Origin of the sequence: Aestuariirhabdus litorea (genome assembly GCF_003864255.1) — a bacterium.
GTDB classification, from domain to species: Bacteria; Pseudomonadota; Gammaproteobacteria; order Pseudomonadales; family Aestuariirhabdaceae; genus Aestuariirhabdus; species Aestuariirhabdus litorea.
Genome location: NZ_QWEZ01000001.1, coordinates 1,735,548 through 1,761,841, shown reverse-complemented (window position 1 = coordinate 1,761,841; position 26,294 = coordinate 1,735,548). Strand labels below are relative to the sequence as shown.

Genomic DNA, 26,294 nt, shown 5'->3' with positions numbered 1-26,294 from the left:
GAGAGCAGAATGAACCTGAACTGCCATCGCCACTGCTTTTTCCTATCGGGCCTGCTGTTGTCCGGGCTATACGGCCTGCCAGCCGTCTTTGCCGCCGACGGGCCAAGCCTGCAGCCGCTCGGCGCGGTGCCCATTCCCGCCGACAATCCCCAAACCGAGGCCAAGGTCGAGCTGGGTAAACTGCTGTTTTTTGATCCTCGCCTGGGAGGCGATGCTTCCATCGCCTGTGCGGGGTGTCACGAGCCCGACTCCGGTTGGGCCTGGTCGGATCAGTTGTCGCGGGGTTATGCGGGCACTGTGCACTGGCGCAACAGCCAAACGATCGTCAATTCCGCCTATTACCCCGACCTGTTTTGGGCCGGCTCGTCGCCTTCGTTGGAAAAGCAGGCCCCTTCAGCCGCCAAGGGAGCGGTCGCGGGCAATGGCGAAGATGACCTGATGGAGGCGCGGCTGGCGGTGATACCCGAGTATCGCAAGCGTTTCCGGGAGGTGTTCGGCGATGAGTGGCCATTGATCTCCAATGCCTGGAAAGCGATTGCCGCCTTCGAGCGCACCCTGGTGCAGACCGACACTCCCCTGGATCGTTACCTGCGTGGAGAAACCGCCGCACTCACTGACCAGCAGCTTAAGGGCAAGCGGCTGTTTGAGGGTAAAGCCGGTTGTATCCAGTGCCATAACGGGCCCATGGCCAGCGACTTCAAATACCACAATATCGGTGTTCCGCCTTCCGACGTTTGGGAGGAGAGCGGGATTGCCCAGGTGACCTTTCGCTACGAGCTGTACGCCAAAGGGATGCCGGAGACACTCTACCGGCGCTTGAAAGATGATCCCGGAGCTTACTTCAGGGGTAAAAACAGCTGGGATATGGGTAAGTTCCGTACCCCTTCCCTGCGCTATACCGCTTACACCGCGCCCTATATGCACAACGGCGCCTTCTACACCCTGGAAGAGGTGATCGATTTTTATGACCGTGGGGGCTATGACGAACAAGGGCGAAGCAATGAGTTTATGGAGACACGATCCAGCCTGATCCGGCCGCTGGGGTTAAGTGAGTCGGAGAAGGCGGATCTGCTGGCCTTTCTGGAGGCTTTTTCGGGAGAGGAGATCGGTATGGAGAAGCCCGTGCTGCCGGAGTATGCGCCGCGATTTACCCTGGATGAGTTGAAGTCGGCCCAGGAGGGGAAGTGATGAGTAAAGAGAATTCCAAAAGTGGGGCCGGTGCCTGCCTGTTATCGCGCCGCAACTTTCTGCTGGGCAGTACGGTGGCGGCCACCACCATCAGCGTCACCCTGTTTCCAGGCAGCTCCCAGGCGTCCCCCATGAAGGCCCATGTGGTGGGCTACCCGCGCAAAAAAATTGCCACTCTCAAGGAGTTGAAAGCGAACCAGCCGATCGCCTTCTCCTACCCCGAAGAGGGTATCCTTAACAACTGCATTCTTGTGCAGCTCGGTGGTGTAGAGGCGGGGGGAGGCATCGGGCCTCAGCGTGACATCGTGGCCTTTAGCTCGAGTTGTACCCACCAGGGCGGGCCACTGGAAAGCGCCTATAAGGCCGTAGGGGAGCACCGGGTGCTGGGCCAGTGCCCTTTCCATCTGTCCACCTTTGACCTCAGGCGCCACGGTATAGTGATCTCCGGGCAGGCCTACCAAAGCTTGCCCCAGGTATTGCTGGAAGTGGAGGGGCCCGACATCTTCGCCGTGGGCATGATGGGGCTGCTGTTTGGTCACGACCGTAACCTGAGGGAGGCTTAGAAGACCCTATGGCCAGTAACTACCATATCTCCCCTGATCATGCGCCCCTGCCGCCCACCAGTGCCGAGGTGTTGACGACCGCCTGTGACTACTGCGTGGTGGCCTGTGGCTACAAGGTTTACCGTTGGCCGCTGGTGGCCCGCAATGGCGGCCCTGCCGCGGCGGACAATGCCTTTGGCGTTGATTTTCCAACCGGTCCCCTGCAGCAATGGGTCGCACCAGGTCAACACAATGTCGTGATGCATAAGGGCGTACCCCACAATGTGGTGGTGGTACCGGACAGGGAGACCCGGGCGGTTAATATCAACGGCGACTCCAGTGTTCGCGGCGGGCTGATCGCGCAGAAATGCTATAACCCCGCGACCCCCACCAGGGATCGCCTGATGACGCCGTTGGTGAGGATCTATGGGCAGCTCCAGCCAGTGCCCTGGGAGTTTGCACTGGATATCGCGGCGGCGGTCGCCAAGCATGTGATTGCCACCCACGGTGCCAATGCCTATGGGGTCAAAACCTACTCCTACCAGTACATCGAAAACACCTATGCGATCACCAAGTACGCACGACGCCACGTCAATACCGCCAACTTCACCTTCCACGACACCCCCTCGGACGTCACCTCAACACCGGGGTTTCGTGATGCCGGCTTTGATAATTTCGGGCCCAGCTATGAGGACTGGGGGGGCGCAGACACCTTGATGGTGTGTGGTACCGACCCCTATGAAACCAAAACCGTGATCTTCACCCAGTACATCATGCCCGCGATTCAGCGGGGCATGAAGGTGATCATGCTAAACCCCCGCGAAACCGCCGGGGTCGCCTACGTTAAAAAAATGGGAGGGCTGCACATCGACCTGCTACCGGGTAGCGACAACCTGGTGCTGGGGGCGATTGCCCGGGTCATTATGCAGAAGGGATGGGAGGATACTGAGTGGATTTCCCAGTGGGTGAATAACCAGTGGGAGTCCAGCTCTGGTTTTGGGCAGGGTACTCGCAACACCCCCTGGCAGTGGCGAACCACCTGGGGTCTGTTCCAGACCAAGGGCTTTGAAGACTATAAAGCCTGGAACCTGGCCCAGCCGGAGTATGATCCGGAGTACGCGGCCAGGATCGCGGCCATCGATGTCAAAAAGATCTATCAGGCCGCTGAGTGGTTGGCAAAGCCGGTGGCGGGCCGTCGACCCAAGGCCTCCTTTGGTATCGAAAAGGGGCTCTACTGGAGTAACAACACCGGCAACACCAACGCCATTAGCTCGCTCGCGACCCTCTGCGGTGCCGGTGGCCGGCCGGGACAGGTGGTTGGACGATTCGGGGGACACCAACGGGGAGGGCTGTCTGGCGGCAGTTATCCCCGCAACAAGTCGCCGGAGAAACTGCCCGGGCGTCGCCGCCGAGCGTTGGATACCGACCGCTGGACCTACTCTGGCCACACGCGTATGGCCCATGTGATTGGAACCACCTGGCTGCAATCGATGTGCGGTTCACAGGGGCTACAGCAGCGCTTCGAGGAGCTGGTGACCGCCAATCCCCACCAGGTGCGCAGCTACGACAAGCAGGAGATTATCGACAGCCTCAAGTCCCGTGCCGACTCCGGTGGCATGGTAGTTATCAATCAGGATATCTATCTCAGGGATCCCATCGGTGCCAAGTTCGCCGATATCGTGTTCCCCGCCGCCACCTGGGGGGAGGAGGACTTCATTCGTGCCAACGGCGAGCGACGGTTACGGCTGTACCAAAAATTTTATGATGCACCCGGCCAGTCCAAACCCGACTGGTGGATTATTGCCGGGCTGGCCCGGCGCATGGGGTTTGACGGTTTTGACTGGAAAAGCTCCAACGAGGTAGCGGAGGAGGCGTCGCGTTTCAGCCGCAACAATCGAAAGGCGTTCCATATGGTGACAGTGGCGGCGCACCTGGAAGGAAAAACCCTGCACCAGAAAATGGCCGAATTCGGAACCGATGGCATCCAGGGGCCGGTGTTTTATAACTACCAGACCGGCCAGTTGCACGGTACCAAGCGTTTGCACGATACCACCCTGACCGAAGCGGACTTCCGGCGTATCGGGGTGGGCAACGGGATGGAGGGGGCCAACCGTTATGGTAAAACCCTCAACCATTTCAACAGCCAGACCGGAAAGGTCAATATCCAGAAGCACCCCTGGAGTCTGTTTTCAGATTTTTATGAGTGGTTGTCACCCAAGGGAGACGAACTCTGGTTCAGCAATGGACGAATCAATGAGATCTGGCAATCCGGGTTTGATGATGTCGAACGGCGACCCTACATCAGCCAGCGCTGGCCGGAAAACTGGGTAGAGATTCACCCCGAGGATGCCCGGCGGCGAGGTATTGAGTCCGGCGACCAGGTGATGCTGTTTTCCGATCGGGTGGCGGCCTTCAAGGACACTATATTGGGAATTGAAAGCAATAATTTCCAGTTTTCCGAGTTGATGAAGCGAGGCCATATAGAGCTGAGTAAGGCAGCGGTCACCGCGGTGGCGATAGTGACTCCTGCCGTCAAGCAGGGGGTGCTCTACGCTAATATGCTGGATCCTCGCCAGCCCTCAAACGCCTTGACAGCACGAGTGGTTGACCAGATCAGTGGCAACTACAACTACAAAATGGGCGTTGCCCATATCAAAAAAATTGGCGAGTCGGCCTATAAGAGAGAGTTTCGAACCATGTCCTTTGCCCCCAGAAATATCGTTTAATGGGCGCGCGTTGTTTGAGGAGCGGCTTGGTAGGGATACGCAGCGAACAGTAGAGGGATTTGAGTATGATCACCCGCAAACTGGGTAAGGTATTAAGGGGGAACGCCACCCCCGCGCAATTGGCTGTTGGAACGTTTCTGGCGGTGGTACTGGGATTTTTACCCGGCTTCTTCACCTCGCCCGGGCTGACGCTTTCGGTACTGCTGCTGCTGTTGGTGTTTAACGCCAATCTGACCCTGATCGGGATCCTGTTTGCCGCCTCCAAACTGCTCTCGCTGCTATTACAACCCCTCAGCTTTGCGCTGGGGCGCCAGCTGCTGGAGGGGGGCACGGAGCCCTTCTTCGCCTTTCTGGTAAACGCCCCGGTATGGGCGCTGTTTGGATTTGAGTATTACCTCACCACCGGTGCCCTTGCCCTGGGAATGGCGATCGGCTTGGTGGGGGCCATCGCGATGGTGATACTGGTGGGGCGGTTCCGCCGAACCATGGCCGGGCTTGAGCAAAACAGTGAGCGCTTCGCCCTGATCGCCAGTAACCCGGTGGGAAGGGTTTTCACCTGGGTGTTTCTGGGGGCGGCCAGTGACCAACGTTACCAGGAGCTGGTATCGGCGAAGGGGAAACTGATTCGCTGGCCCGGTATTCTTGTGGCGCTGCTGGTTTGCGGCCTGCTTTGGGCATTACAGGAAGCCATTGCCAGCAGTTGGGTGATCGAGCAGATTCGCCGCGGAGCTGAGCAAGCCAACGGGGCTACGGTTGAGTTGGCAGGAGGAGAGCTGGACCTCGCTGAGGGCCGCCTTGTGCTGGAGGGCATTGCCATCGCTGACCCCGAGCAGCTGGACCGCAACCTCTTTAGCGCGCAGCGACTGGAGGCGGACCTGAGTAGTGCCGACCTGTTGCGTAAGCGGCTGCGGCTGGAGCGGGTTTCGATTACCGGCGGAGCCTATGGCCTGGATCGTGATGAGCCGGGGGTACGCCTGGCTTCGGCTGAGGAACCCCAGGAGGAGTCTCAAACTCCTTCCCAGAGTGCCCCTGGGACATTGCAGGTCTCGGGTGGGGACCTGGATCGTTATCTGTCCACGGCCAGCCTCTGGCGTCAGCGCTTTCAACAGTTTGCTCGCTGGCTTCAGCGCTTGCCTACCCCTCCTGCCGCTGACCAGTCGCCGGTGGGTGAGACACTGGAACAGCGGCTGCGTCGTCAGATTGAAGGTTTCGGCTATGCCCTTATACGAGCTGATCATCTGGTCCAGCAGAGCCCCCTGTTATCGATTGGCGAGTTACAGGCTGAGCAGGTAAGTGTCCCCGACTGGCCGGAAGCCACCCTGAATATCAGGGCGTGGGAGTTTTCCTCCCAGCCCTGGCTATCGGCGGCGGTTCCCGCTTTAGAGACAGAGTCCAGCGATCAGCGGTTGATGTTTAAGATGGCGCTGGGCGCTCTTGGCAAGCAGGGGGGCGAGAATCGCATCCATCTTCGCCTGCAGCGCTGGCCCGCCCAGCCGCTGCTGGATCAACTGGCGCTGCAAGGGGATACGCAAGTGCTCGGAGGTGTTCTGGGGTTGGAGGCTGAGGGGACCCTTGGATTAAGGGGTGAGCCCACCATTGAGCTACCGATTCTGGTCTCTCTTGCCAACGCGACCCTGAGTGTCAGGGATCGTGGGGAGGCGCCCATCAAAAAGCTGGAGGTTAAAGTGGGCATTAGCGGTCCGGTGGCGTCTCCGGATGTGAAGGTCGATGAGCAGGGGATCAAGAGCTCACTGCAGCAGCTGGCCGGTAACCTTGTCAAGCAACGGGCCAGGGAAGAGGTCGACAAGCAAACCGAAAAGGCGCGTCAAAAGGCTCAGCAGGAGGCGGAATCCCGTCTTGGCGGAGAGGTCGGTGGGGCGCTAAAAGGGATACTCAAATAGCGCCCGTTCAAGTCAGGCGGCTATTTTCGGAGACGGACTGGGCTTGGGTTGCTCCACCTGCAGTTCATGTAGCAGGTCATCACGGCACTGATAGGCATTAACGCCCTTGTCCCAGTCTTCGTGAATCAGGTGAGCAATGCGGCCGCTGAGTGGGTTTTTTTGATCTTTTTCCGTGAACCCTTTTGGGCTGATAAGCGTGGTATCGTCCCGGTTCAGGTCCCGCAGGGAACTGTTAAGCAGGTCCATGACACAAACGCGATAATCTGAAAAGAATCCAAACTGGCGTTGAATCTCATTTCTGAGAAGAAGGTGCTTCAAATAACCGAACATGTTATTTATCCCTAATCGTTTTCTACTTTCAAGCTAGCCTTGACTGCCCATTTAGTAAATACGTAAAAGCCGTAATAAATCGAGCAATTACAAGGGCTTTGCTCTATGTCAGTGTCTGAGAGCTGGTATAATCCCCAAGTCTTTGTCTCAGGTTGAAAATTGACTAGCAATAAGCGCGCCATGGGCAGGGTTATTGCATGCTTACCGACCTGTCCCCTCAGTAGGAAATGGATTTTATGCGATTGAAAACCTGGCTCTCTGTGCTGCTATCGTCCTCGATGGCGTTGCTGGGGGGGTGTGCTTCACAGGGGCCAGAGCAGACAGACACCTTTTGGGAGATCTGCTCCGGCAGCGGGGCGTTGGTTGGCAGTCTGGCCGGTGCCGCTGTGGCTGGGCCCGCAGGGGCGTTGATTATTGCGGGAGTGAACAGTAGCCTGGGCTGTTACCTGATGGCCGACAAGGGGATGGGTGTGCCCATCGAGCGGCCGGGTAACTGTCCATTCGGCGACTGTCCGGAGACCGCTATTGCCGACTCGGGCAGTCCTGCTGACGAGGACGCTTCACAGGTGGTGATGGTGACACCGGCGGTTACCACCGTGGCGCCCGTTAAAACCGTATCAGACTCCCTCGACCAGGCCTCGGAAGGGCCGATTTTGGGCACCATCTATTTTGACCTCAACTCGGCAGAATTGCGTCCTCGGGATCAAGCCAAGCTCAGGGCTTACGCCAAGTTTATAACGACCACCGGCGACTACGCCGTTGCCCTCCACGGTTATAGTGATGATGAGGGTTCGGCGGCCATGAACCTGTTACTCTCCAAAAAGCGGGCCGAGACCGTACGTGAATACCTGCTGGGAGAGCGGATTCTGGATGGTGATATATCGGTTAAGTTTCATGGTAACCGCAGCCCCCTTAGCACTGAGGGGGGAGAGGATACCCGTGCCCTTAATCGCCGTGTCGTGATCAAGCTGCTAAGATAACCCTGGTTTCTCTTTTGGCCCAGCGGGCCGGACACGGGGTGTCGCGCGACGTGAAATTCTTGCTTACAAAATTGCTTCGGCTCTATCAGGTGGCTATCAGCCCCCTGCTGGGGCCGCGTTGTCGCTTTTACCCGAGTTGTTCCGAGTACGGCGTTGAGGCGATTGAGTTGCATGGCCCGCTAAAGGGGGGGTGGCTCACCCTGAAACGGCTCGCTCGCTGCCACCCTTTCAGTGGCCGCAGTGGAATTGATCCTGTACCGGGCTCGGATCTGGATCATCAGCAATGTCGGCACGGGAGCCGCTCATAGGGAGTTTAAGTATGTCTGGCCGATGGATCGGGCTTGTTGTGTGCTGGTGTCTGGGTCTGCAGTCTGTGCAGGCCGGTGAAGTGGTTCCGCATGATCAACGACCACTGCGGATTGTGTATGCAAACCAGTGGGCTCCGCTCTCCTATGGGGACGATACTCAGGTGCGAGGGATTCTTCCGGCGCTGGTTGAAGAGATTATTGGTAAGCGGATGGGAAGAGTGGTCGTGCACCGAGGGGTACCCTGGGGGCGCGCCCAGAGCATGGTCCGTTCAGGGGCTGTGGATGGTTTTATTACCACGCCAACGCCGGCCCGCCTGAGATACAGTCAACGCTCTGAAGAGAGCCTTTATGAGCTGGTATTCAAGGCATACTCCCGTAAAGAGTCCGAGGCGGGTAAAGCGTTGGAGGCGGGAACCCCCCTGCAGTCGTTGTCTCACTTCCAGTTTTGCGATGTGTTGGGCAACGGTTGGGCCGATCGTTTTTACGGGGAGTTGGAAATTGCGTTTGAGACCACCGCCGTGGCTGATAATTGCCTGAAGATGCTTTCCATGGGACGAACCGACCTCTTTATACACTCGCAGGCGGTGACCGATGACAAGATCCAGGGACTGAATCTTGCTTGGATCGTCCAGCGTCATGAGCGTATTTTCGACCGGGTGGGCTTTGTGTTGATGCTTTCTAACCAGACGAACGTTGACCACTCACTTATCCAGCGCTTCGACCAGGAGCTGGCCAGCATGCGGGCCGATGGGAGTTATCAGGCGCTGTTGGAGCGAGTAAAGGTTCAAGCTCATTAACCCCGCGCAGGGGTCAGTAGCCGCTAAGTTCAACGTAGCCCACTCCGCTGTGGGAACCGCTGAGGGTAACCGCCCCCTCCCAGTAAACCACCGCTAGCCTCATCTCCTGGTCCTTTATTCTTGGCTCAATCCTGAGCGAAATTTGGTAGCGGGGGATACTGAGCTGCCAGCCACTGGGATAGCGTCGCCCGCTGGGACTGCTCCAGACATCCAGGGGGGTGACTTCGACCTCGGCCGGGTCGAGGGGAAGGCGGTTTCCCTGAACATCGGCGAGGGTCACTGCACGGGTATTCAGCTCGGTCGTTTGGCTGCGGATCTGAAACCACATCAACGTCACCCCATTGTCGAGTTGAAGCGAGAACCAGTCCCACCCCTGCTGCCCGGGCTCCAGATAGCTGCTGCCCCATTCGTGGTCGAACCAGGCCTGTCCCTCTACGGCTATCTCCATTGCTTCTGCCGTGCTAAGAAGACCGTGCACCTGCAGGTTGGGGTAGGAATAGTAATGGGAGGCGGTGTTGGGACCTTTGGGGCTGAAACCTCGGTCCCCCTGCAACAGGGGAGGGGTCGTGGCCCTTAGCTCGAGATCCAGCCCCAGCGACTGCTGAGGGGCCTGTGCGACCAGGCGCAAAGGGAGCCAGTCCGGTGGGTCAACGGACTCCATTCGCCAGCTTTTGACCCATACCCTGGGCGGGTCCATAGCGTATCCGGCCAGATCGGGACCGCTGCGGCTGATGATCTCCTCGCTGAAGTGCTTCTCCTGTTGAAAGTCGCTTAACGCCAGATGCCCCATATAAACCTGGGGGGAGGACCAGCCGCTTATTGCAGTCGTGGTGGGCCTCAACGCGTGCCTGAAGAGCGTCAGTTGAAAACCATAACGAAACTCCGTTGCCCCCTGGGGGCGCAGGTGGCCGGTGACGTACCACCATTCACTCCGGTATTCGGGGTGTCCCAAATGGTCGAGAGGAAACTCAAAGGGGCGTGGCGCCTTAACCTGGGGAAACCCGGCCTCTCTGCCCGAGTCACCCAGAAGGGCACGAAGGGTAGTCTCCGACTGTTTCCGCTCCGCCTCACCAGCAGGTTTCGTGGCGTTGTGCTGGATCGAAAGTCCTGCCCCAACCAGTGTGGCGATTATCAGGATGAGCGCCCACAACAGGGGAGGAGATACGGGGCCCTTCATTCGTCCTCCTGGGTAGCGCCGAGGGGGCGGGTAACACGCCAGGCCGGATAGAGGCTGGCCAGCAGTGCGGCAGTGCCGGCAAGTGCTATCGGTTGGAGCCAGAGCGCACTGTGCTGGGTCAGGTATAGATTCCAGCCAAAGGCTTTGAGGTTGATTGCCTTGAGTAGCATCCAGGCCAGGGCCTCACCACAGGGAATGGCAAGCAGTCCGGCACAAAAGCCGATAATCGCCCCTTCGCTGAGTAACAGACCTGCCCGTTCGCCGGCACTCAGTCCCAGCTGGTGAAACGCCCGCAGATGGTGCCGTCGCTCCAGCAAAATGGCCAGTAGTGAGGCGAAAAGCCCCATAAAAGCCACCACCACGGCCAATAGCTGAAGCGCAGAAGTGATGGCAAAGGTCTGGTCAAATACCGCGAGGGAGCGGGACCTGAGAGCGCTTTGGTTGATGATGTCCACGTCATTTTTCCAGCGCTTGGGGATTTTCTGGTAAAGCGATTGACTGTCCAGGGTCGTGTATAGACCCAGTGCGCTGGCGGGGGTCTTGGAGTAGTAGCGCTCATAGAGGCGGTTGCTGACCAGAAGGCGTCCCTGTTCGCTGCCGTAGTCCTGAAAGATGGCGATCACTTCCAGCTCCATGGGGTGCCCGTGCAGCCTGACCTTGAGGCGCTCACCCACACCGAGTTGCAGGTGGTAGGCCAGGGGCTCGCTGATCAGGGTGGTTGCCCGGGTCTCCAGTTGGGGCCAGGGGGAGAGCCCATTGTCTTCCAGCAGTCGATAACCCGTCTGGGCCGGTGGCGGGAAGTTGCCTACGATAAGCTCCACTTTACGGTCCCTCACCCAGGCGCTCTCAAAAGCCACTTCGGAGATCTCATCCATGTCTGGCATCGCCTTTAGTTCGCTGAGCAGGGCGGGGGGGATGGAGGGGCGTAGCCTTTCGGGTCCGGCGCTCATGCGCAGGTAGAGGGGAGCGTTTAAGCGCTGCTCCAGCCACTGTTCGACGGAATCCCTAAAGCTGTGGATCATTAACTGCATGCCAAAACTGGTGGCCACAGCGACCATAAGGGCGCTGAGGGCAACCCGGGTTCTGCTCAGGTTGCCTAAGGTTTCACGCAGAATAAGCAGCCCCTGCCAGCCCCAGGTTTGAACGCGCCCCGCCCATAAAGCTTCTGCGCCAATTAGCAGACCGCGCACTAGAAGGGGCGCCAGTAGTGCGGATCCCAGCAATAAGGAGGTGATCGCTCCATAGCTGACCAGCATCGGGGTCCCCGGGAGCATTAACAGAAGTAGCGCCACCAGCAATAGGCACAGTGCGGCCGGCAACTGCCAGTGTGGAAGCTTGTTATCGTCTGGGTGGGCAGCAACAGCCCCCCCAAAGGGGCGAGGGCTGGCCCCGGGACTGCTGAGGAACGGGATAAGGCAGGCGCCAAAGCTGGCGCCGCATCCAATTCCCAGGGCAAGGGGAAGGTTGCCCCCCACCAGTGAAATGCTGGTATCGCTGGCCATCAGGCCGCTGTCCATCAGGGCGCCCAACTGCAGGGCTAACAACCAGCCCAGGGGTACGGCAAAGACGGAGGCAGTGGCAGAGAGCAGCGCGTATTCTACGACTAGGTAGTGGCTGATTTCGCGGTTGCTAACCCCCAGCGCTCGCAGCTGCGCGAGCAGGGGCTGGCGTTGCAGAAAACCAAAGTGGCTGCTGTTGTAAACGAGGAAAAGCCCCATCAGCAGCGCCATAGCGCTGAGTGCATTGAGGCTCAACTCAAAGGCGTTTCTCATCTGCAGCAGCTGTTGGGTTTGGTCCGCGAGGCTGGCCAGGTTGAGGTCGGCAGGAAGCAGGGCTCTAAGGGCCTGCTGCTCCTTAGGGCCCAATTTTAACCATACCTGGCTGAGCTCGGGTGTTTCTTTGAAAATCTCCATGGCCGGGCCAATATCCATGATCGCCAGCGGTGCGGAGCTGGCATCGCCACCTTGCGAGGGGGGGAGGGTGCCCAGTAAGCGTAACCTGTGTTCGCCCCGCGGGCCCAATAGTACGCGCTCTTGGGAGGAAGACCACTGAAGAGCGCGAGCGGCATTCGCACTCAGGTAGAGACCGTTAGGGTAGCGGATCAGCTCCTGGCTACGGATACCCTCCCCTGAGGGTTGTCCAACCGGCAGTGAGAAGCCCGACAGGCTGAAGGGGTCTATGCCCCACAGCTCGATCCGTTGGCCGGTGGCGGGATCGCTCAGGGGGACGCTCAAAATAGGCATTGCCCTGACCCCGGGTACCTCCCTGAGCAGGCGGCGATAAAAACCCTCAAGGGTGACCGGGTCGCCCTCCAGAAGATGGGTGGCGCCCGGGTAAAGCGCTTGCTGGGTTTGAATAATGCTGCGCCTGGCGCTGTCGTTGAGCAATTCGACAGCAATGATGGTGGCAACACCGACCGCGATGCCGACCCACATCAATAACAGCTGCCAGGGGTGGTTGCGGTAGTGCCCGATCATGGCTTTAAGGGGCAGGGGGAGTTTCATGGCAGCGGGACCAGGTGCCCGTCGTGCAGCCGATAGCTCGCGTCTACTTGCGTCTGGAGGGCCTCGTTATGGCTGACCACCATCAGTGTTTGTCCAAGAGCCCGGACCTGTTCAAACATCAGGTCAACCACCTTGCGGGCGGTTACGTTGTCCAGGCTTCCGGTCGGCTCATCAGCCAATATCAAGGAGGGGGAGTGTACCAGCGCCCTGCAGATCGCGACGCGTTGTTGCTCGCCGCCGGACAGGGAGGCGGGCATGCGCTGTGCCGCTTCAAGGAGCCCAACCCGTTCGAGCAGCTGGAAGGGGCGCTCTTCCACCCCCTGTATGTTGTTAAGCTGCAGCGGTAGGCGCAGGTTTTCCTCAACGGTCAGGGTTGGGATCAAATTGTAATGCTGGTAAATGAAACCGATATGGCGCCTTCGCATCCGGGTTCGCTCGGCGTCGTTCATGCTGTGAAGTGGGTGGCCGGCAATCTCTATCTGACCACTGTCCGGTGTCAGCATGCCGGCCAACAGGTTGAGCAGGGTGGATTTTCCCGAGCCACTCTCCCCCAGTAGGAGCACCACTTCGCCTTGTGCCACCTGGAGGTTGATATCCTGCAACAGGGGGTGCTCGAAGCCTTTACAGAGCTGGTGGGTTGTCAGGATCACTGGCGGAACTCATTAATGGGGGCAGGGCTCTCTTTCATGGGGCTCCGTTGCGTTTTTGCTGCTCGCCTTAATATAGTGTAGAAATGGGAGGCTTAAGTGAAGCGAGATCAGGTGGGTCGTCTATGGGTGTGAAGTGGTTGTCGGTTGGTGCTCTGTTGTTGGCGTTTGTGGCGGGGGCCGCTGTGGCGGAGGCAACCTCGCTTACCCAGGGCAGTCTCTATATTGGCCGTACCGACAGTGCCAACCAAGTGTGGGTTGGAAAGCGGCGTATACGGGTCTCCGACAACGGCACCTTTGTGATGGGGTTCGACCGGGATGCGCCGCTTCAGCAGCATTACCGGCTGGTGTTTCCCGATGGTCGAGAAGAGCTGAAAACCCTGGAGCTGGCACCTCGGGAGTATCGGATTCAGCGGATCGAAGGGATAGCGAAACGGATTATGCAACCGAACTCGGAGGATTTGGTGCGAATTCGTGCAGAAAATGCGCGGGTGCGCTCTGCGCGCAAACAGGACCTGGCCCACCAGTTTTTCGCCAAACCCTTCATTTGGCCCCTGACCGGACCCATATCGGGCGTCTATGGTAGCCAGCGCTTCTATAATGGTGAGCCGCGTCGTCCCCATTACGGGGTTGATGTAGCAGCGCCAACCGGAACTCGGGTGGTGGCACCGGCTGACGCGGTCATCACTTTTGCCGAGCCGGACCTGTTTTTTTCCGGAGGGACGCTCATCATGGACCACGGCCACGGTGTTTCCTCCAGTTTTCTTCACCTGAGCCGACTTCTCGTCAAGGCAGGGGAGCGGGTGAAACAGGGCCAGGTGGTGGCCGAGGTGGGTGCAACGGGGCGGGTTACCGGCCCCCACCTGGATTGGCGAATGAACTGGTTCGAACAGCGCATTGACCCAACCCTGCTGGTGCCACCCATGTCTGAAGTGATCGCTCAGGAACGGGTTGAGAGATAGAGTCCGGCAAAGGTTAGAGCACCTCCCACCGCGTGGTAGAGGAACAGCTGCTCCCCGAGCAGCGGTATCGCGAGCAAAATGGTGAAGATCGGGATCAGGTAACTGAACAGGGTGGGCACCGTAGAGCCGAGGGTTTTCACTCCATTGTTCCAGCACAGGTAGGCAACGATGGAGGGCAGGACGGCCACGTAAGCAAAGACCCATAGCTCATCGAGGCTGGCGGTGTAGTTGCTGGTTAGGCTCTCCCAATAGTAGAAGGGGGCAATAACGGGCGTTCCCATGAGGATGAGCGTCAGCAGCAGGGTCGCGGGGGGAAGGGGAGGGGAAAACTTTTTCAGCAAGATGGAGTAGAGCGCCCAGCAGACCGTTGCCAGAGTCATCACCAGGTCGCCTGCCTGGAATTCCAGGCCTGCCAGCCGTTGCCACCGGGCTTCGCTGATCAGGATCAACAAACCCACCAGGGACAGCAGTACTCCCGACACCTGTTTGAGACGCGGGCGCTCCCCCAGTATCCAGTAAGCAAATGCGATCGCGGCGATCGGCATGGCGGTGGTGATCAGGGTGATGTTGATGGCAGTTGATTTTTGAACAGCGATGTAGAGAAAACTGTTGTAGCAGGTGATGCTCAGTATCGAGAGCAGCAGCAGTTTCCAAAAGTACTGGCGTACGACGGCGCGGTGTTGCCACAGCTGTAGGCCGGCGATTGGCAGCAGAATGATCAGGGCCAGGCTCCAGCGTCCCATGGAGAGGGTCATCGGAGGAATGGATCCGGCGGTATATTTTCCCACCAGGGCATTACCGGCCCAGGACAGGGTTGCGATAATGAGGCCCGTATAAGCGACCAGGCGTAAGCGCTGCGGTGAGTCCATTCTATTCTCTCAGAACCGTAAATACGGTATTAATGGCAACGCTGTCGATCGCCTTTGAATGCTTGGGGCGGCATTGCAAATGCCCGCTGAATCTGTAAGATTGCCAACTTCGCTCCTATAGTTCAACAGGATAGAACAGTCGCCTCCTAAGCGATCGATCGGGGTTCGAGTCCCTGTGGGAGCGCCATGTTTACCTTTACTCCAGCGGATCCATAATGACACTCTGTTTGCAGTGCTTGTCGATATTGGAGTGTTCGCTTTCTCCATGAGAATCTCGGTCATTATCCCAGCCCTTAATGAGGCCCTCTCCATTGCTGCCAGCCTGAATGCCCTGCAGCCACTTCGGGCCAGGGGGCATGAGGTTATTCTGGTGGATGGCGGCAGCCATGATGAAACTCCCTCATTGGCGGAGGATCTGGTGGATCGACTTCTATACGCAGAGTCTGGCAGGGCTAAGCAGATGATGGCTGGCGCGGCTGCCGCAGAGGGGGATCTGCTGCTGTTCCTTCACGCCGATACCCGGCTTCCGGACGCGGCAGACCGGCTGCTGGGCGAAGCCTGTGAAAAAGGGGATTGGGGGCGATTCGACCTGCGCCTGAGCGGGGGGCACTGGTTGTTTCCGATTATTGCCTGGTTTATCAACAAGCGATCTCGTTTGACCGGTATAGCGACCGGGGACCAGGCCATTTTCGTGCGCCCTTCGCTGTTCTGGTCCGCGGGCGGTTTCGCCGATATTCCCTTGATGGAAGATATTGAGATTAGCCGTCGACTAAAAAAGCGAGGTGCTCCGGTCTGTATCAATACACCATTGGTGACATCGAGCCGCCGCTGGGAGTCCAGGGGCGTTTTCAGGACGGTAGCACTCATGTGGAAGTTGAGGTTTTTGTATTTTCTGGGTGTTTCTCCCGAGATCCTTGCTGACCAATATCGTCGTCAGGAGTAGGTTGCCATGAGCCTTTCTAAAGCGATACTGCTGTTTGCCAAACCACCGGTCAGCGGGAGGGTAAAAACCCGCTTGATCCCGAGCCTTGGTGTGGAGGTGGCGACCCAGGTGCATGCCGAGCTGCTGCTTCACTGTGCCAGCACCCTGGCGCAGTGCCCTGGGGTTGAGCGACAGTTGTGGGCGGGTTTCGACCCGCAGAACCCGGCCTTTCAGGAACCGGTGTTTAAGGGTTGGAAACGATATCTGCAGGTTGATGGGGATCTGGGGGATCGCATGGCTGCGGCAACCGCTGTGGCGTTGTCCCACGCTCAACGGGCTGTGGTGGTCGGCAGCGATTGCCCGGCGATGACTCCGGCCTATATTGAAGCTGCCTTCGAGGCCCTTGAGCATCATCCCGTGGTGCTCGGGCCCGCTGAGGATGGTGGTTATGTTCTGGTCGGCACTCGTGAGCGGGTTCCTGAGCTGTTTCAGGGTATTGATTGGGGCAGTGACAGGGTTTTGCAGCAGAGCCGGGAGCGGTTAAGGAAAGAAGGGGTAGGCTGGGTTGAGCTTGAGACTCTATGGGATGTAGATCGCCCGGAGGATTTCAGGCGCTGGCGCGGCCGCTAGCGGATGAATCCCCTGGTGCAAGAAGAGGCTGCCGCTATGCGGCGCCGTGACGAGAGTCCCGCTGAAGCTGGTTAACGAAGCGGTCTATATAACGCTCGTTGAGGCCGCTCAGGTTGCAATACTCTATACCCACCTGCACCTCGTCGACCTCCTCCCGGATCAATACGTTACGAACGGTGGCCATGGTGTCGATCTCTGCACTGCCAGGTATCTGGAATTTGAGCGAACTAAAGCCGGATCCGTTGCGCAGTGGGAGAGATTCCAGTTCGGCTTTGTTGATGACTAAACGACAGCCGGTTGCGGATATATCGACCAGCCGCGCCCTTAACGGGTTTGGTAGCTCCTCATCCTGCAGGACTGCCTTGATGTGGGTGCTGTAGGGGATGCGCGCTCGAAACGCATCGCGGCGCTGCATATAGCGCACCTTCTGGGGAAGCTTTATACGATAGCCTTGGCGGCCGTCCTTGTCCTGACTTAGCCGCTCCAACACGTTGTCATCAAATCTGAGCTGTACACCGGAAACACTGCCGATGACGTGGAATTTCTCGTGATTTCTCATCAAGCTGTCCCCTGGAGTAGGGGCCAGGGAGTCAAGCTCAATTTCACCCCGATCCAGGTCAATCTCCACAAACAGGGATCGGTAACCTTGCTCTTTGGCAGGGAAGTAGACCGTTACCGCCTCTTGATGGTCACTCGATGCCTTCAGGTAGCTGGCAATCTCTCTGGGGTTGGTGAGCAGGCGATAATCGTCTTTGGAGTCCATGTTGAGCGCTAACCTTATGGGTTCCCTGACCTGCTCCGCAGGAGGGCTTATCAAGCTTTGGTAATACTGCGGTGTTCGTTCGCCCGGGTCGCTGACCCGTCCTCTCCATAGAGGCTAACAGATTTTGCGGCAGAACCTCTATAGATTGTGAGCAGTCTGTCAACCGCTGTGCGAGTGTGTTGCAATACCTTGGCATTGACCAGATTGAGCTCTTTGCAGCTTTCCAGTCCTTCCTCCAGCTCCGACCAGAGTTCGGACAGCTCCTCGCTTTGTTCGGGGGACAGCGTTGCTATGTAGCGCTTCATTCCCTCACGGTTGTGCTCAAAGCCCTGCTCAGCGAGCAGCTGAGTGCGCTTTGAGGCGCTCTCATTAAGTAGGTTGATAAGGCTGTTTTTACTACCGAGAAGAGACTCGAGGGACTCAGCATCACGCTCTTCCAGCGCTTTTCGCTCTTGGGTTAGCAGGTTGTGAAGGGCGGTGACGGTTTTACTATCGTGCAGACAAAGGTCGAGGATGGTGCGCTGCGGCATAACTTCTCCGTCAGAGTTTGTTGAGCTGAGCCTCCATGGCAAAGAGGTTGTCAGCAAGTTTACGGGCATCTACCTGGTAGGAGCCCTCGGCAATTGCTTTTTTGATGCGAGCCACCTTGTCCTGGTCGATCTCGGGCTGGCTGGAGAGCTTGTCCTCAATCTGGCGCAGGTTCTTGCCTTCAGAGCTCAGATTGACTGAGTCTGTTCGAGCCGTGACGGGCTTTGCAACACTATTTTGCCCCTCTTTGCTGTCGGTGCCTATAGCGTCGCCCTGGCGATCACGACTTTCGCTGCTGCGGGCGCCTGCTGGATTGAGCAGATTGTTGTTTATGTTGATGGCCATGGTGGCATCCTCAGAACCTTTTAATTACCGTCACACCAGTTAGCGGCATCCGTGGCAAAAACTTTAGCACTTTTTTAATTTATTTGTCTCGACCCTGCCGGGTGGCCCCTTTTTGGTAAGAGTCCTTAATAAACAGTATGTTAGCAGTAGTTTTCGGGCTGTGTCATTAAATTACTATCTCAACCCGTTTGGGGCCAGTTACCGTTGCCCGGATGATTTTTTCAGAACTGTTGTTTTTTACCCTGATCTGTTCGTTGGCTTCACCGTCCGACAGTGCTGTCCCCATCATTCTTACGGTAAGGCCGTTACCCCTGGCTTCGATGGTGACGGTATCCCCTTTCTCAATGAGCTGTTGTGCCTGTAACAGCGAGGGTGAAAGGGGTTGTCCCGGCCTGATGGTCCGTTTCGCCTGCATGTGGGTAAGGCTATCAAGGGCAGTAAAGTAGCCAGAGCGGAGTTCTGTTACGTCGTGCTCTTCAAGCAGCAGGTCTTCCGGGTTAACGGATTCCCGCTTGTTGATCAAGCGGTTAGCGGTGATCACCTGCCGGAATACTTTGACGGTTGCGCTTAGATAGATCCCCCAGGGCTGCTCCCCGCGACACTCGACACGAACCGTTTGGCGTCCTGCTCGGTGGTGGCGGGAGTCTTCGATCAGTGTGGTGGGCTCAGAGCATCTTGGGAGCTGCAGGCGAGGATCCAGCGGATTGATCTCGACCTCTATGCGGCTAAGGGAGTCCCCCCTCTGGCGCTGGGTTGCCTGTTCCAATAGATAACTCTTCACGCGCACTTGAATCTGCTTGAGATCGGCGCTATTCGGTGCCAGCTCCTGTGCGCCGGATAAAGGTGCAAAGAGGGCGGCGGCGAAAAGAGTCAAGTAGGAACGAAGTCTGGGTCTCATTAAAGGGCCTATGGCTGTTCTCTCATCGGGTATCGGGCTGCCGGGATCGTGACCGACAAAATTCTGGCATATTGCCAACTTATGGTTAAAGGCAGCAAAAGTTATGCCGATACTTTGGGGGAGGGCCCCCGGCCGCTTTGGGTTGGGGGAGCAAACTCGGAGTGATGGTTGTTGTTATCTGGCTCGGCGAGCGGCTATAGTCTATTAACACGTACAGCTTAGTGACCGATCCGGGTGGACTGATTCGCACGGGATTACAGTTTAGATAGTGGAGATCTCCATGGCAGGAGTGTTGGATAGTGTCAACCAGCGGACGCAGCTGGTTGGTGAGAATAGACTCGAATTGCTGCTGTTTCGCCTAAATGGCAAGCAGTTGTATGGCATCAACGTCTTTAAGGTCAAGGAGGTACTTCAGTGCCCCCAGCTGACCATGTTGCCGAAAAGCAGTCCGGTGGTCAGGGGGGTTGCCAATATCCGGGGGGGAACCATCCCTATTCTCGATATGAACATGGCGACAGGCAAGGGGCCTCTTGAGGACCTGAGCAATGCTTTTGTGATTATCACCGAATACAATATGAAGGTGCAGGGCTTCCTGGTGCAGATGGTTGACCGCATCGTTAACATGAATTGGGCTGATATACATCCGCCCCCCCGTGGCACCGGGATGGACCATTACCTGACGGCGGTAACTCGGGTGGATGACCAGCTGGTCGAGATCATCGATGTGGAAAAAATCCTTGCTGAAGTGGCTCCCCAGAGCGACGAGGTAAGCCCTGACCTGATTACCGATGAGGTGACGACCCATGCGTTGTCCCAGAAGGTTCTGGTAGCTGATGACTCTGCCGTGGCGCGTAAGCAGGTTCAGCGCTGCCTGGAGAATATCGGCGTCGAAGTGGTGGTTAAAAATGATGGCCGCCAGGCGCTGGAGTATCTCAAGGAGCTGGTGGCCGATGGAAGTGATATCAATAGCCATCTGCTGATGATGATTTCTGATATTGAGATGCCCGAAATGGATGGGTACACTCTCACCACCGAAGTCAGGGCGGACCCGTGCCTGGCAGGTCTTTATATCGTACTTCATACCTCGTTAAGTGGCGTTTTCAACAAGGCCATGGTGGAGAAGGTGGGGGCGAACGATTTTATTGCCAAATTTAACCCGGATGATCTCGCAGGTAGTGTGATCAAGCGTTTTCAGATCGAAACCCAGTAGCGCCTGCGGGTTATTTAAAGGAGTAGTAGGTTGGCCGATATCGGACTAACTCAAGGCCGCGCCAGTGCTTCGGCGACAGGTGATTTCGAGGTGTTCAGCGAGTTCCTCGAGAAGGCCTGCGGTATTGTGCTGGGTAAAAACAAGGAGTATCTGGTCAAGAGTCGGCTACGTAAAATCCTTGCCAACCATCAAATTGGTTCGCTCAGTGAATTGGTAAAGCGCATCAATGCCCAGCCTCGGGGCGGGTTGAGGAGTGAGGTGGTCGATGCCATGACCACCAACGAGACCCTCTGGTTTCGTGATAGCTACCCCTTCGAGGTGCTTAAAACACGTATCTTACCCGACCTTGCAAAGCGCTATCCCGGCCAGCGCCTGAGGATCTGGTCCGCCGCATGCTCATCAGGGCAGGAACCCTACTCCCAAAGCATTATTATCGATGAGTTCGAGCGGACCAGCCTCGGCCAGCTTCGTGGTGGCGTGCAGATTGTTGCGACGGACCTGTCGAGCAAAGTGCTGGGGGAGGCCAAGCTGGGCGAGTACGACTCCCTTGCGCTGGGGCGTGGGCTGTCGGATGAGCGCCTGGAAAAATACTTTACCCCTCTTGATGGCCGGCGGTGGCAGGTCAAACCAGCGATCAAGCAGCGTATCGACTTCAGGGCGATCAACCTGCAGGACAGCTATGTCACCCTGGGTAAGTTCGACGTTGTTTTTTGCCGGAATGTCCTGATCTATTTTTCGGCGGATTTCAAACGCGACATACTTACCCGTATTCACGCTACCCTCAAGCCGGGAGGCTATCTGTTCCTGGGCGCGTCGGAGGCGCTCAATGGACTTTCCCACCTTTATGAGATGGTGCAGTGCCGTCCCGGTATCATGTATATCGCTAAATAGCGCTTTGAGCGCGCCTTGCGCGCTCAGATCTCTTTCCCCCGTTTGTACCTGGCCTTAATCCCAAGACTTAATCTTTTAGCTTCTGCTTCTGCTTCTGCTTCTGCTTCTGCTTCTGCTTCTGCTTCTGCTTATTCTTCTGCTTTCACCGCGTTGTATTCGCATTTTTAACCTTAGGCGGCAAAGGGGCTCTCTATGTTTGCCGCCCGGTCGGAAGTGGTTTGCCGCTGCCGCGGTTTTAGAGATGATGTTTTTTTGTAACCCATTGAATAAAAACAATAAATTTAGTTGGCATGCTCGTTGCTATTGATTCTGTGTAGGCAATCAATCCAGTACGAGGTTCAGCATGGCAATCAGTTTTGACAAGGCATTAGGTATCCACCCGGCGGCGCTGCAGTTTCGTGCACAACGGGCCGAGGTGCTGGCCAATAATCTCGCCAATGCTGACACCCCCGGCTTCAAGGCTCGGGACATCGACTTTGCTTCAGTGATGAAGCAGCAACTTTCCACTCAGGGTAACGAGAGCGCAGTGGCCCTGGAGAAAACACACCCCGGCCATGTTTCAGGGTTTATCGATGAAGTGGAGGGGGGGGAGTTGCTGTATCGGATCGCCACTCAACCCTCCGTTGATGGAAACACCGTCGATACCCAGCGGGAGATTGCTGAATTTACCCAGAACAAGATCGCCTTTGACTCCAGCTTCACATTCCTGAATGCGAAGTTCAAAGGTCTGAGCACTGCCATTAGAGGTCAATAAACATGTCTTTGGCTAACGTCTTTACCATTGCGGGTTCCGGTATGAGTGCCCAGTCAATCCGCCTCAATGCGACCTCCAGCAATATTGCCAATGCGGAGACGGTCAGCAGCAGTATCGATGAGACCTACCGCGCCCGCTACCCGGTTTTCGCCCATGCACTGGACGAAGCAGGGCAGGAGGGCTCCCTGTTTGATGAGCAACCTTCTGAAGTCGGTGCGGGGGTACGTGTGATGGGTGTTGTAGAGAGCCAGCAGGAGCTGGAGGCGCGTTACGACCCTAACCACCCGATGGCGAATGATGAGGGTTATGTCTACTACCCCAACGTCAATGTGGTTGAACAGATGGCCGACATGATCTCGGCATCGCGTTCCTTCCAGACCAATGTGGATGTGCTGAACACCGCTAAAACCATGATGCAAAAAGTCCTCACACTGGGGCAGTAAGGAGAGCGTGATGAGCCTGAATAGTGTTACCAGCACATCGGTTATGGATCAGTACTCCATTGCCAACGCGCAGGAGAACCAGAAGAAGAATGATGAGCTGGGCAAGAACGAGTTTCTGGAGCTGCTGGTTGCTCAGATGAACAACCAGAACCCTCTGGAGCCCCAGGAGAATGGAGAGTTTATCGCCCAGCTTGCCCAGTTCAGTACTGTGGAAGGGGTGGAAAGCCTTAACAGCTCAATGCAGGACTTTGTGGCGGGTATGCAGTCCAGTCAGGCATTGCAGGCTTCCTCGCTGGTGGGTCGAACTGTGATGCTGGGGATGGAACAGACCCGGGTTGATACGGGGCGCGGTAGCGATGGCCTGGTGGTGCTGCCCGCCTCAACCCAGGACCTCACGGTGAATGTCTACAGTGCGAACGGAGACCTGGTCCGCCAGCTCCCCATGGGCTCGCAGGCCAAGGGCAATATCGAATTTGAGTGGGATGGCAAAGACAGTAGCGGCAATACTTTGCCGTCCGGAGAGTACCGCTTTGAAGCGATGGCTTTGATTGATGGCCAGTCACAGCAGGTTCCAACGGTGTTGCCAGCCCATGTTAACAGCATCACCCTGGGGGCCCAGGGAACCGGCGATGTGATCTTGAATCTGGATGGTCTGGGCTCGGTCCTGCTGTCCGACGTACAGATGATCAAAGAGTAATTCGCTCAGCGAGCGATCAGGAGAAAGAATCATGGCTTTTAATATCGGTTTGAGTGGAATTCGTGCCGCTGGCAATGAGCTGGAGGTGACCGGTAACAATATCGCCAACGCCAGCACCATCGGCTTTAAGTCCTCAAGGGCGGAGTTTGCCGATGTCTACGCGGCTTCTACACTGGGTACTTCCGCTAATGCCACCGGCAGCGGTGTGCTGTTGTCCAATATCGGCCAGCAATTTACCCAGGGCAGTATCAACTTCACCAGCAACAGCCTGGATATGGCCATCAACGGTGACGGCTTCTTTGTGCTGGATAACAACGGTGAGACAACCTACAGTCGGGCGGGCTACTTCGGCACCGATAAAGAGGGGTTTATTGTCAATAACTTCGGCAAAAACCTGCAAGGTTATGGCGCTGACGCTACCGGCCAGATACTGACCGGGGTACTGACGGATCTTCAGGTTGATACTACTAACCAGTCGCCTCAGGCAACCGGGACCGTGAACCAGACCGTCAACCTCAATTCCAGTGACCTGGTGCCACTGATCGCCCCGTTCGACCCTACCGATCCGGACACCTATAACTCCGCCACCTCGGTCAATGTTTATGACTCTTTGGGTAACTCTCACATTCAAACCCAGTATTTCGTCAAAACCGGAGCCAATACCTGGGATATGCACGTCCTGATCGACGGAAGGGATTTTGACGGCACCCTTCCCGATGGCACCCCGCCACCCGATAACCCGGCTGCTAACGTATTCACCCCTTTCACCCAGGCATTAACCTTTGATTCTGCCGGTCAGTTAACTGCTCCGGCCCCGGGTACCCCTGTGGTACTGGCTGGCTGGGAGCCCCGTGACAGCTCCGGCAGCCAGAACGGTGCGGCTTCTCCGAGTGGTTATAACCTCGATATGACAGGCAGTACCCAGTTCTCCAGCTCCTTTGCGGTCACCAGTGTTAACCAGGATGGTTTCAGTACCGGTCAGCTGGCAGGGCTTGAGGTCTCCGATGAGGGTGTCCTGTTTGCCCGTTACACCAACGGCCAGAGCCGGGTTCAGGGACAGGTGGTGTTTGCCAACTTCGCCAACACCGAGGGGCTGAGCCCCCTGGGCAAGACCGAGTGGGCGGAGTCGTTTGACTCCGGCAACCCGGTTGTCGGCACCCCCCGCTCAGGAACCCTGGGAGCGCTTCAGGCGGGGGCCCTGGAGTCATCCAACGTGGAGCTCTCCGATGAGCTGGTTAACCTGATTATTGCCCAGCGTAACTATCAGGCGAACGCCAAGACCATCGAGACCTCCGATGCGGTCACCCAGACCATTTTGAATATCTAAGGCTTGGCCGCGCCGATCAGGGCTTTACAGAAGTAGAGTCCTGATCGGTGCCCTTTACCGGTTCGTCGGTAGAGGGACCAAAGCCTTTACCCTGCCTCTAGTAATGCTTTTATGGCGGTAAATCCTTGCCGCACCCACCGTTCTAACGGCCTTTTCAGGCCCCTCATTGCTTTCCGTCTAAAAATAAAAATAACTGTATATCAATAAGATAGGTGTTTTTTTCTGTTGGTATAAAAAGTGGGCACACCCCTTGCTTTGATAGTCTGTAAGAGAACCGAGCAGCAAGCAATTGCCGCTCCCAAGGGGATAAAGCCTAATGGACAGAGCACTATTCATATCGATGAGCGGCGCCAAGCAGAACATGCTGGGCCAGACCATCCACGCCAATAACCTGGCCAATGCCACCACCACAGGCTTCAAGGGCGACTTTGAACAGGCCCGCTCGATGCCTGTGTGGGGGGAAACCTATCCTACGCGCGCCTATGCCATGACGGAAAATCCGGGCACCAACCAGGCTTCCGGTACCCTGATTCAGACCGGACAGGATCTGGATGTGGCGGTGCGGGGCGATGGCTGGATCGCCGCCCAGAACGGGGCGGGCGAAACCGTCTATACCCGAACCGGCAACCTGCGTGTCGACTCTGATGGGGCGCTCAGGAATTCAGAAGGTTTGGCGATCATGGGCAATGGTGGCCCCATCGTACTGCCGGAATTTGACAAGCTGGACATCGCTCCCGATGGAACCATCACCATTCGTGGGGTGGGGGAGAACCCCAATGCGCTGGCGGAGGTGGACCGTATTCTGTTGGTTAACCCGGATAAGAGCCGGTTGGAAAAAGGTAGTGACGGCTTTTTCCGGGTCAAGGGTGAGGAGGGGGTAGCTCCCGATGCCGCCGTTACCCTTGAGCCGGGATTTCTGGAGGGCAGCAATGTGAACGCCGTCTCCGAGATGATCTCCATGCTGAGTCTCTCCAAGCAGTTCCAGGTCCAGGTCAAGATGATGAGTACCGCGGAAGAGAATCAGAAATCGGTGGAACGGCTTTTGCAGAACTAGCCAGTGTCTGCATAACTGACGGACTTTTGACATAAACGCAAACGCTCTCGTTTGCAGACAAGATGTGATGCGGGAACGGAGTTCTCGCGGGGAGAAGAGAAAATGCAACCGGCACTTTGGGTAAGTAAAACAGGGTTAAGCGCGCAAGATATGCAGCTGACCACCATTTCCAACAACCTGGCCAACGTCAGCACGGTCGGCTTCAAAAAAGATCGCGCCGAATTTGAGGATCTGCTTTACCAGGTTCAGCGCCAGCCCGGCGGGCAGTCCTCGCAGGACACCACCCTGCCATCCGGCCTGCAGCTGGGTACAGGGGTACGGGTTGCCGGTACCCAGAAGATCTTTACCGCCGGTAGCCTGCAGACAACGGACCAGCCGCTGGACTTGGCGATTAATGGTCGAGGGTTTTTCCAGATACTGACCCCCGACGGCACTATTGCCTATACCCGTAATGGCCAGTTCCACCTGAATGAGGATGGCGATGTGGTGAATGTGAACGGCCACCCGCTGGAGCCCGGTATCACGGTTCCGGAGGATGCCCTGACGTTCACCGTAGGTGAGGATGGCACGGTGACGGTCACCACCCCGGGTAACCCCGCTCCCCAGGACCTGGGGCAGATTCAGGTGGTGGACTTTATCAACCCCGGTGGCTTGCAGGCGATCGGCAATAACCTGTTTCTGGAGACAGGTTCCAGCGGTGCGCCCCGTGAAGGCGTTCCCGGAGAAGATGGTTTGGGGCGCTTGCAGCAGAACACGCTGGAAAACTCCAATGTGAACGTGGTGGAGGAGCTGGTCAATATGATCACTACCCAGCGCGCCTACGAGATGAATTCGAAGGTCATTTCAACGGCAGACAGCATGCTGCAGTTTGTGACCCAGAACCTGTAATAGTTTGAGTGAG

27 protein-coding genes and 1 tRNA gene are annotated in these 26,294 nt (G+C 57.1%); 19 read left to right on the top strand and 9 right to left on the bottom strand.

Annotated features, from left to right (window positions below; all coding sequences use genetic code 11):
- The first annotated feature begins 9 nt into the window (after positions 1–9).
- From D0544_RS08130 to D0544_RS08115, 4 genes are all read left to right on the top strand, one after another.
- The gene (locus D0544_RS08130) at positions 10–1,188 is read left to right on the top strand and encodes a cytochrome-c peroxidase (RefSeq protein WP_125015464.1); all 1,179 of its coding nucleotides are present in this window, start codon (positions 10–12) and stop codon (positions 1,186–1,188) included.
- Positions 1,188–1,751: an arsenate reductase (azurin) small subunit gene (locus D0544_RS08125; RefSeq protein WP_125015463.1), complete on the top strand. Its 564-nt coding sequence runs from the start codon at positions 1,188–1,190 to the stop codon at positions 1,749–1,751. The genes D0544_RS08130 and D0544_RS08125 overlap by 1 nt, the downstream gene beginning before the upstream one ends.
- A gap of 8 nt (positions 1,752–1,759) precedes the next feature.
- On the top strand, positions 1,760–4,456 hold the full coding sequence (locus D0544_RS08120; protein WP_125015462.1) for a molybdopterin-dependent oxidoreductase: 2,697 nt from the start codon (positions 1,760–1,762) through the stop codon (positions 4,454–4,456).
- Between the two features lie 65 nt (positions 4,457–4,521).
- Entirely contained in the window at positions 4,522–6,357 is a 1,836-nt protein-coding gene (locus D0544_RS08115) for a hypothetical protein (RefSeq protein WP_125015461.1), read from the top strand.
- 12 nt (positions 6,358–6,369) lie between these two features.
- Here the strand turns inward: D0544_RS08115 and D0544_RS08110 are convergent, their stop codons facing one another.
- Entirely contained in the window at positions 6,370–6,687 is a 318-nt protein-coding gene (locus D0544_RS08110) for a hypothetical protein (RefSeq protein WP_125015460.1), read from the bottom strand.
- 236 nt (positions 6,688–6,923) lie between these two features.
- Between D0544_RS08110 and D0544_RS08105 the strand changes: the two genes are divergently transcribed.
- The 3 genes from D0544_RS08105 to D0544_RS08095 are packed head-to-tail and all read left to right on the top strand — an operon-like array spanning position 6,924 to position 8,772.
- The gene (locus tag D0544_RS08105; RefSeq protein ID WP_164880870.1) at positions 6,924–7,667 is read left to right on the top strand and encodes an OmpA family protein; all 744 of its coding nucleotides are present in this window, start codon (positions 6,924–6,926) and stop codon (positions 7,665–7,667) included.
- Positions 7,668–7,705: 38 nt separating this feature from the next.
- Complete coding sequence (gene yidD, locus D0544_RS08100; protein WP_481147840.1) at positions 7,706–7,975, top strand: membrane protein insertion efficiency factor YidD; 270 nt, start codon at positions 7,706–7,708, stop codon at positions 7,973–7,975.
- 11 nt (positions 7,976–7,986) lie between these two features.
- A complete protein-coding gene (locus D0544_RS08095) occupies positions 7,987–8,772 on the top strand; it encodes a substrate-binding periplasmic protein (protein WP_164880869.1) in 786 nt (261 codons plus the stop codon).
- A 13-nt stretch (positions 8,773–8,785) separates the two neighbouring features.
- On the opposite strand, the gene D0544_RS08090 is transcribed toward D0544_RS08095, so the two are convergent.
- From D0544_RS08090 to D0544_RS08080, 3 genes are read right to left on the bottom strand one after another with little or no spacing between them, the layout of a single operon-like run.
- Positions 8,786–9,949, bottom strand: a complete 1,164-nt coding sequence (locus D0544_RS08090; protein WP_125015456.1) for a lipocalin-like domain-containing protein — start codon at positions 9,947–9,949, stop codon at positions 8,786–8,788.
- The gene (locus tag D0544_RS08085) at positions 9,946–12,453 is read right to left on the bottom strand and encodes an ABC transporter permease (protein WP_125015455.1); all 2,508 of its coding nucleotides are present in this window, start codon (positions 12,451–12,453) and stop codon (positions 9,946–9,948) included. Before D0544_RS08085 ends, D0544_RS08090 begins: the two co-directional genes overlap by 4 nt.
- Positions 12,450–13,103: an ABC transporter ATP-binding protein gene (locus D0544_RS08080; RefSeq protein ID WP_125015454.1), complete on the bottom strand. Its 654-nt coding sequence runs from the start codon at positions 13,101–13,103 to the stop codon at positions 12,450–12,452. Before D0544_RS08080 ends, D0544_RS08085 begins: the two co-directional genes overlap by 4 nt.
- 122 nt (positions 13,104–13,225) lie before the next feature.
- Between D0544_RS08080 and D0544_RS08075 the strand changes: the two genes are divergently transcribed.
- The gene (locus D0544_RS08075) at positions 13,226–14,062 is read left to right on the top strand and encodes a M23 family metallopeptidase (protein ID WP_125015453.1); all 837 of its coding nucleotides are present in this window, start codon (positions 13,226–13,228) and stop codon (positions 14,060–14,062) included.
- Here D0544_RS08075 and D0544_RS08070 read toward each other — a convergent pair.
- A complete protein-coding gene (locus tag D0544_RS08070; protein ID WP_125015452.1) occupies positions 14,041–14,931 on the bottom strand; it encodes a DMT family transporter in 891 nt (296 codons plus the stop codon). The genes D0544_RS08075 and D0544_RS08070 overlap by 22 nt on opposite strands.
- Before the next feature lie 111 nt (positions 14,932–15,042).
- On the opposite strand from D0544_RS08070, the gene D0544_RS08065 reads away from it, so the two are divergent.
- From D0544_RS08065 to D0544_RS08055, 3 genes are all read left to right on the top strand, one after another.
- A tRNA-Arg gene (locus tag D0544_RS08065) sits at positions 15,043–15,118 on the top strand.
- Between the two features lie 78 nt (positions 15,119–15,196).
- The gene (locus D0544_RS08060) at positions 15,197–15,874 is read left to right on the top strand and encodes a TIGR04283 family arsenosugar biosynthesis glycosyltransferase (RefSeq protein ID WP_125015451.1); all 678 of its coding nucleotides are present in this window, start codon (positions 15,197–15,199) and stop codon (positions 15,872–15,874) included.
- A 6-nt stretch (positions 15,875–15,880) separates the two neighbouring features.
- A complete protein-coding gene (locus tag D0544_RS08055; protein WP_125015450.1) occupies positions 15,881–16,483 on the top strand; it encodes a TIGR04282 family arsenosugar biosynthesis glycosyltransferase in 603 nt (200 codons plus the stop codon).
- A 34-nt stretch (positions 16,484–16,517) separates the two neighbouring features.
- Here D0544_RS08055 and D0544_RS08050 read toward each other — a convergent pair whose 3' ends face one another.
- The 4 genes from D0544_RS08050 to flgA form a co-directional block, all read right to left on the bottom strand.
- On the bottom strand, positions 16,518–17,246 hold the full coding sequence (locus D0544_RS08050) for a flagellar brake protein (RefSeq protein ID WP_125015449.1): 729 nt from the start codon (positions 17,244–17,246) through the stop codon (positions 16,518–16,520).
- A gap of 50 nt (positions 17,247–17,296) precedes the next feature.
- The gene (locus D0544_RS08045; protein ID WP_164880868.1) at positions 17,297–17,776 is read right to left on the bottom strand and encodes a flagella synthesis protein FlgN; all 480 of its coding nucleotides are present in this window, start codon (positions 17,774–17,776) and stop codon (positions 17,297–17,299) included.
- Between the two features lie 10 nt (positions 17,777–17,786).
- Complete coding sequence (gene flgM, locus D0544_RS08040) at positions 17,787–18,119, bottom strand: flagellar biosynthesis anti-sigma factor FlgM (protein WP_125015447.1); 333 nt, start codon at positions 18,117–18,119, stop codon at positions 17,787–17,789.
- A gap of 166 nt (positions 18,120–18,285) precedes the next feature.
- Positions 18,286–19,017 carry a flagellar basal body P-ring formation chaperone FlgA gene (gene flgA, locus D0544_RS08035; RefSeq protein ID WP_125015446.1) on the bottom strand — a complete coding sequence of 244 codons (732 nt, stop codon included), beginning with the start codon at positions 19,015–19,017 and terminating at the stop codon, positions 18,286–18,288.
- 280 nt (positions 19,018–19,297) lie between these two features.
- Here flgA and D0544_RS08030 point away from each other — a divergent pair, with 280 nt between their 5' ends.
- The 8 genes from D0544_RS08030 (at position 19,298) to flgG (ending at position 26,281) form a co-directional block, all read left to right on the top strand.
- The gene (locus tag D0544_RS08030; RefSeq protein ID WP_125015445.1) at positions 19,298–20,227 is read left to right on the top strand and encodes a chemotaxis protein CheV; all 930 of its coding nucleotides are present in this window, start codon (positions 19,298–19,300) and stop codon (positions 20,225–20,227) included.
- A gap of 30 nt (positions 20,228–20,257) precedes the next feature.
- Positions 20,258–21,118 (top strand): CheR family methyltransferase, encoded by an 861-nt coding sequence (locus tag D0544_RS08025; RefSeq protein WP_341538848.1) that lies wholly within the window; start codon positions 20,258–20,260, stop codon positions 21,116–21,118.
- A gap of 343 nt (positions 21,119–21,461) precedes the next feature.
- Complete coding sequence (gene flgB, locus D0544_RS08020; protein WP_125015444.1) at positions 21,462–21,872, top strand: flagellar basal body rod protein FlgB; 411 nt, start codon at positions 21,462–21,464, stop codon at positions 21,870–21,872.
- A gap of 2 nt (positions 21,873–21,874) precedes the next feature.
- Positions 21,875–22,315: a flagellar basal body rod protein FlgC gene (gene flgC / locus D0544_RS08015; protein WP_125015443.1), complete on the top strand. Its 441-nt coding sequence runs from the start codon at positions 21,875–21,877 to the stop codon at positions 22,313–22,315.
- A 10-nt stretch (positions 22,316–22,325) separates the two neighbouring features.
- Complete coding sequence (locus D0544_RS08010) at positions 22,326–23,012, top strand: flagellar hook assembly protein FlgD (protein ID WP_125015442.1); 687 nt, start codon at positions 22,326–22,328, stop codon at positions 23,010–23,012.
- Between the two features lie 31 nt (positions 23,013–23,043).
- On the top strand, positions 23,044–24,339 hold the full coding sequence (gene flgE, locus D0544_RS08005) for a flagellar hook protein FlgE (RefSeq protein ID WP_125015441.1): 1,296 nt from the start codon (positions 23,044–23,046) through the stop codon (positions 24,337–24,339).
- A gap of 316 nt (positions 24,340–24,655) precedes the next feature.
- Entirely contained in the window at positions 24,656–25,393 is a 738-nt protein-coding gene (locus D0544_RS08000; protein ID WP_125015440.1) for a flagellar basal body rod protein FlgF, read from the top strand.
- Between the two features lie 102 nt (positions 25,394–25,495).
- Positions 25,496–26,281: a flagellar basal-body rod protein FlgG gene (gene flgG / locus D0544_RS07995; protein ID WP_125015439.1), complete on the top strand. Its 786-nt coding sequence runs from the start codon at positions 25,496–25,498 to the stop codon at positions 26,279–26,281.
- The last annotated feature ends 13 nt before the right edge of the window (positions 26,282–26,294 follow it).

Coding starts and splice junctions, on each gene's coding strand:
- D0544_RS08110 (WP_125015460.1), bottom strand. CDS start 6,687: ATGTTCGGTTATTTGAAGCACCTTCTTCTCAGAAATGAGATTCAACGC.
- D0544_RS08010 (WP_125015442.1), top strand. CDS start 22,326: ATGAGCCTGAATAGTGTTACCAGCACATCGGTTATGGATCAGTACTCC.
- D0544_RS08090 (WP_125015456.1), bottom strand. CDS start 9,949: ATGAAGGGCCCCGTATCTCCTCCCCTGTTGTGGGCGCTCATCCTGATA.
- D0544_RS08120 (WP_125015462.1), top strand. CDS start 1,760: ATGGCCAGTAACTACCATATCTCCCCTGATCATGCGCCCCTGCCGCCC.
- D0544_RS08050 (WP_125015449.1), bottom strand. CDS start 17,246: ATGGACTCCAAAGACGATTATCGCCTGCTCACCAACCCCAGAGAGATT.
- flgE (WP_125015441.1), top strand. CDS start 23,044: ATGGCTTTTAATATCGGTTTGAGTGGAATTCGTGCCGCTGGCAATGAG.
- D0544_RS08070 (WP_125015452.1), bottom strand. CDS start 14,931: ATGGACTCACCGCAGCGCTTACGCCTGGTCGCTTATACGGGCCTCATT.
- D0544_RS08115 (WP_125015461.1), top strand. CDS start 4,522: ATGATCACCCGCAAACTGGGTAAGGTATTAAGGGGGAACGCCACCCCC.
- flgG (WP_125015439.1), top strand. CDS start 25,496: ATGCAACCGGCACTTTGGGTAAGTAAAACAGGGTTAAGCGCGCAAGAT.
- D0544_RS08085 (WP_125015455.1), bottom strand. CDS start 12,453: ATGAAACTCCCCCTGCCCCTTAAAGCCATGATCGGGCACTACCGCAAC.
- D0544_RS08130 (WP_125015464.1), top strand. CDS start 10: ATGAACCTGAACTGCCATCGCCACTGCTTTTTCCTATCGGGCCTGCTG.
- D0544_RS08055 (WP_125015450.1), top strand. CDS start 15,881: ATGAGCCTTTCTAAAGCGATACTGCTGTTTGCCAAACCACCGGTCAGC.
- D0544_RS08060 (WP_125015451.1), top strand. CDS start 15,197: ATGAGAATCTCGGTCATTATCCCAGCCCTTAATGAGGCCCTCTCCATT.
- flgB (WP_125015444.1), top strand. CDS start 21,462: ATGGCAATCAGTTTTGACAAGGCATTAGGTATCCACCCGGCGGCGCTG.
- flgC (WP_125015443.1), top strand. CDS start 21,875: ATGTCTTTGGCTAACGTCTTTACCATTGCGGGTTCCGGTATGAGTGCC.
- D0544_RS08125 (WP_125015463.1), top strand. CDS start 1,188: ATGAGTAAAGAGAATTCCAAAAGTGGGGCCGGTGCCTGCCTGTTATCG.
- D0544_RS08000 (WP_125015440.1), top strand. CDS start 24,656: ATGGACAGAGCACTATTCATATCGATGAGCGGCGCCAAGCAGAACATG.
- D0544_RS08075 (WP_125015453.1), top strand. CDS start 13,226: ATGGGTGTGAAGTGGTTGTCGGTTGGTGCTCTGTTGTTGGCGTTTGTG.
- flgM (WP_125015447.1), bottom strand. CDS start 18,119: ATGGCCATCAACATAAACAACAATCTGCTCAATCCAGCAGGCGCCCGC.
- flgA (WP_125015446.1), bottom strand. CDS start 19,017: ATGAGACCCAGACTTCGTTCCTACTTGACTCTTTTCGCCGCCGCCCTC.
- D0544_RS08105 (WP_164880870.1), top strand. CDS start 6,924: ATGCGATTGAAAACCTGGCTCTCTGTGCTGCTATCGTCCTCGATGGCG.
- D0544_RS08045 (WP_164880868.1), bottom strand. CDS start 17,776: ATGCCGCAGCGCACCATCCTCGACCTTTGTCTGCACGATAGTAAAACC.
- D0544_RS08095 (WP_164880869.1), top strand. CDS start 7,987: ATGTCTGGCCGATGGATCGGGCTTGTTGTGTGCTGGTGTCTGGGTCTG.
- D0544_RS08030 (WP_125015445.1), top strand. CDS start 19,298: ATGGCAGGAGTGTTGGATAGTGTCAACCAGCGGACGCAGCTGGTTGGT.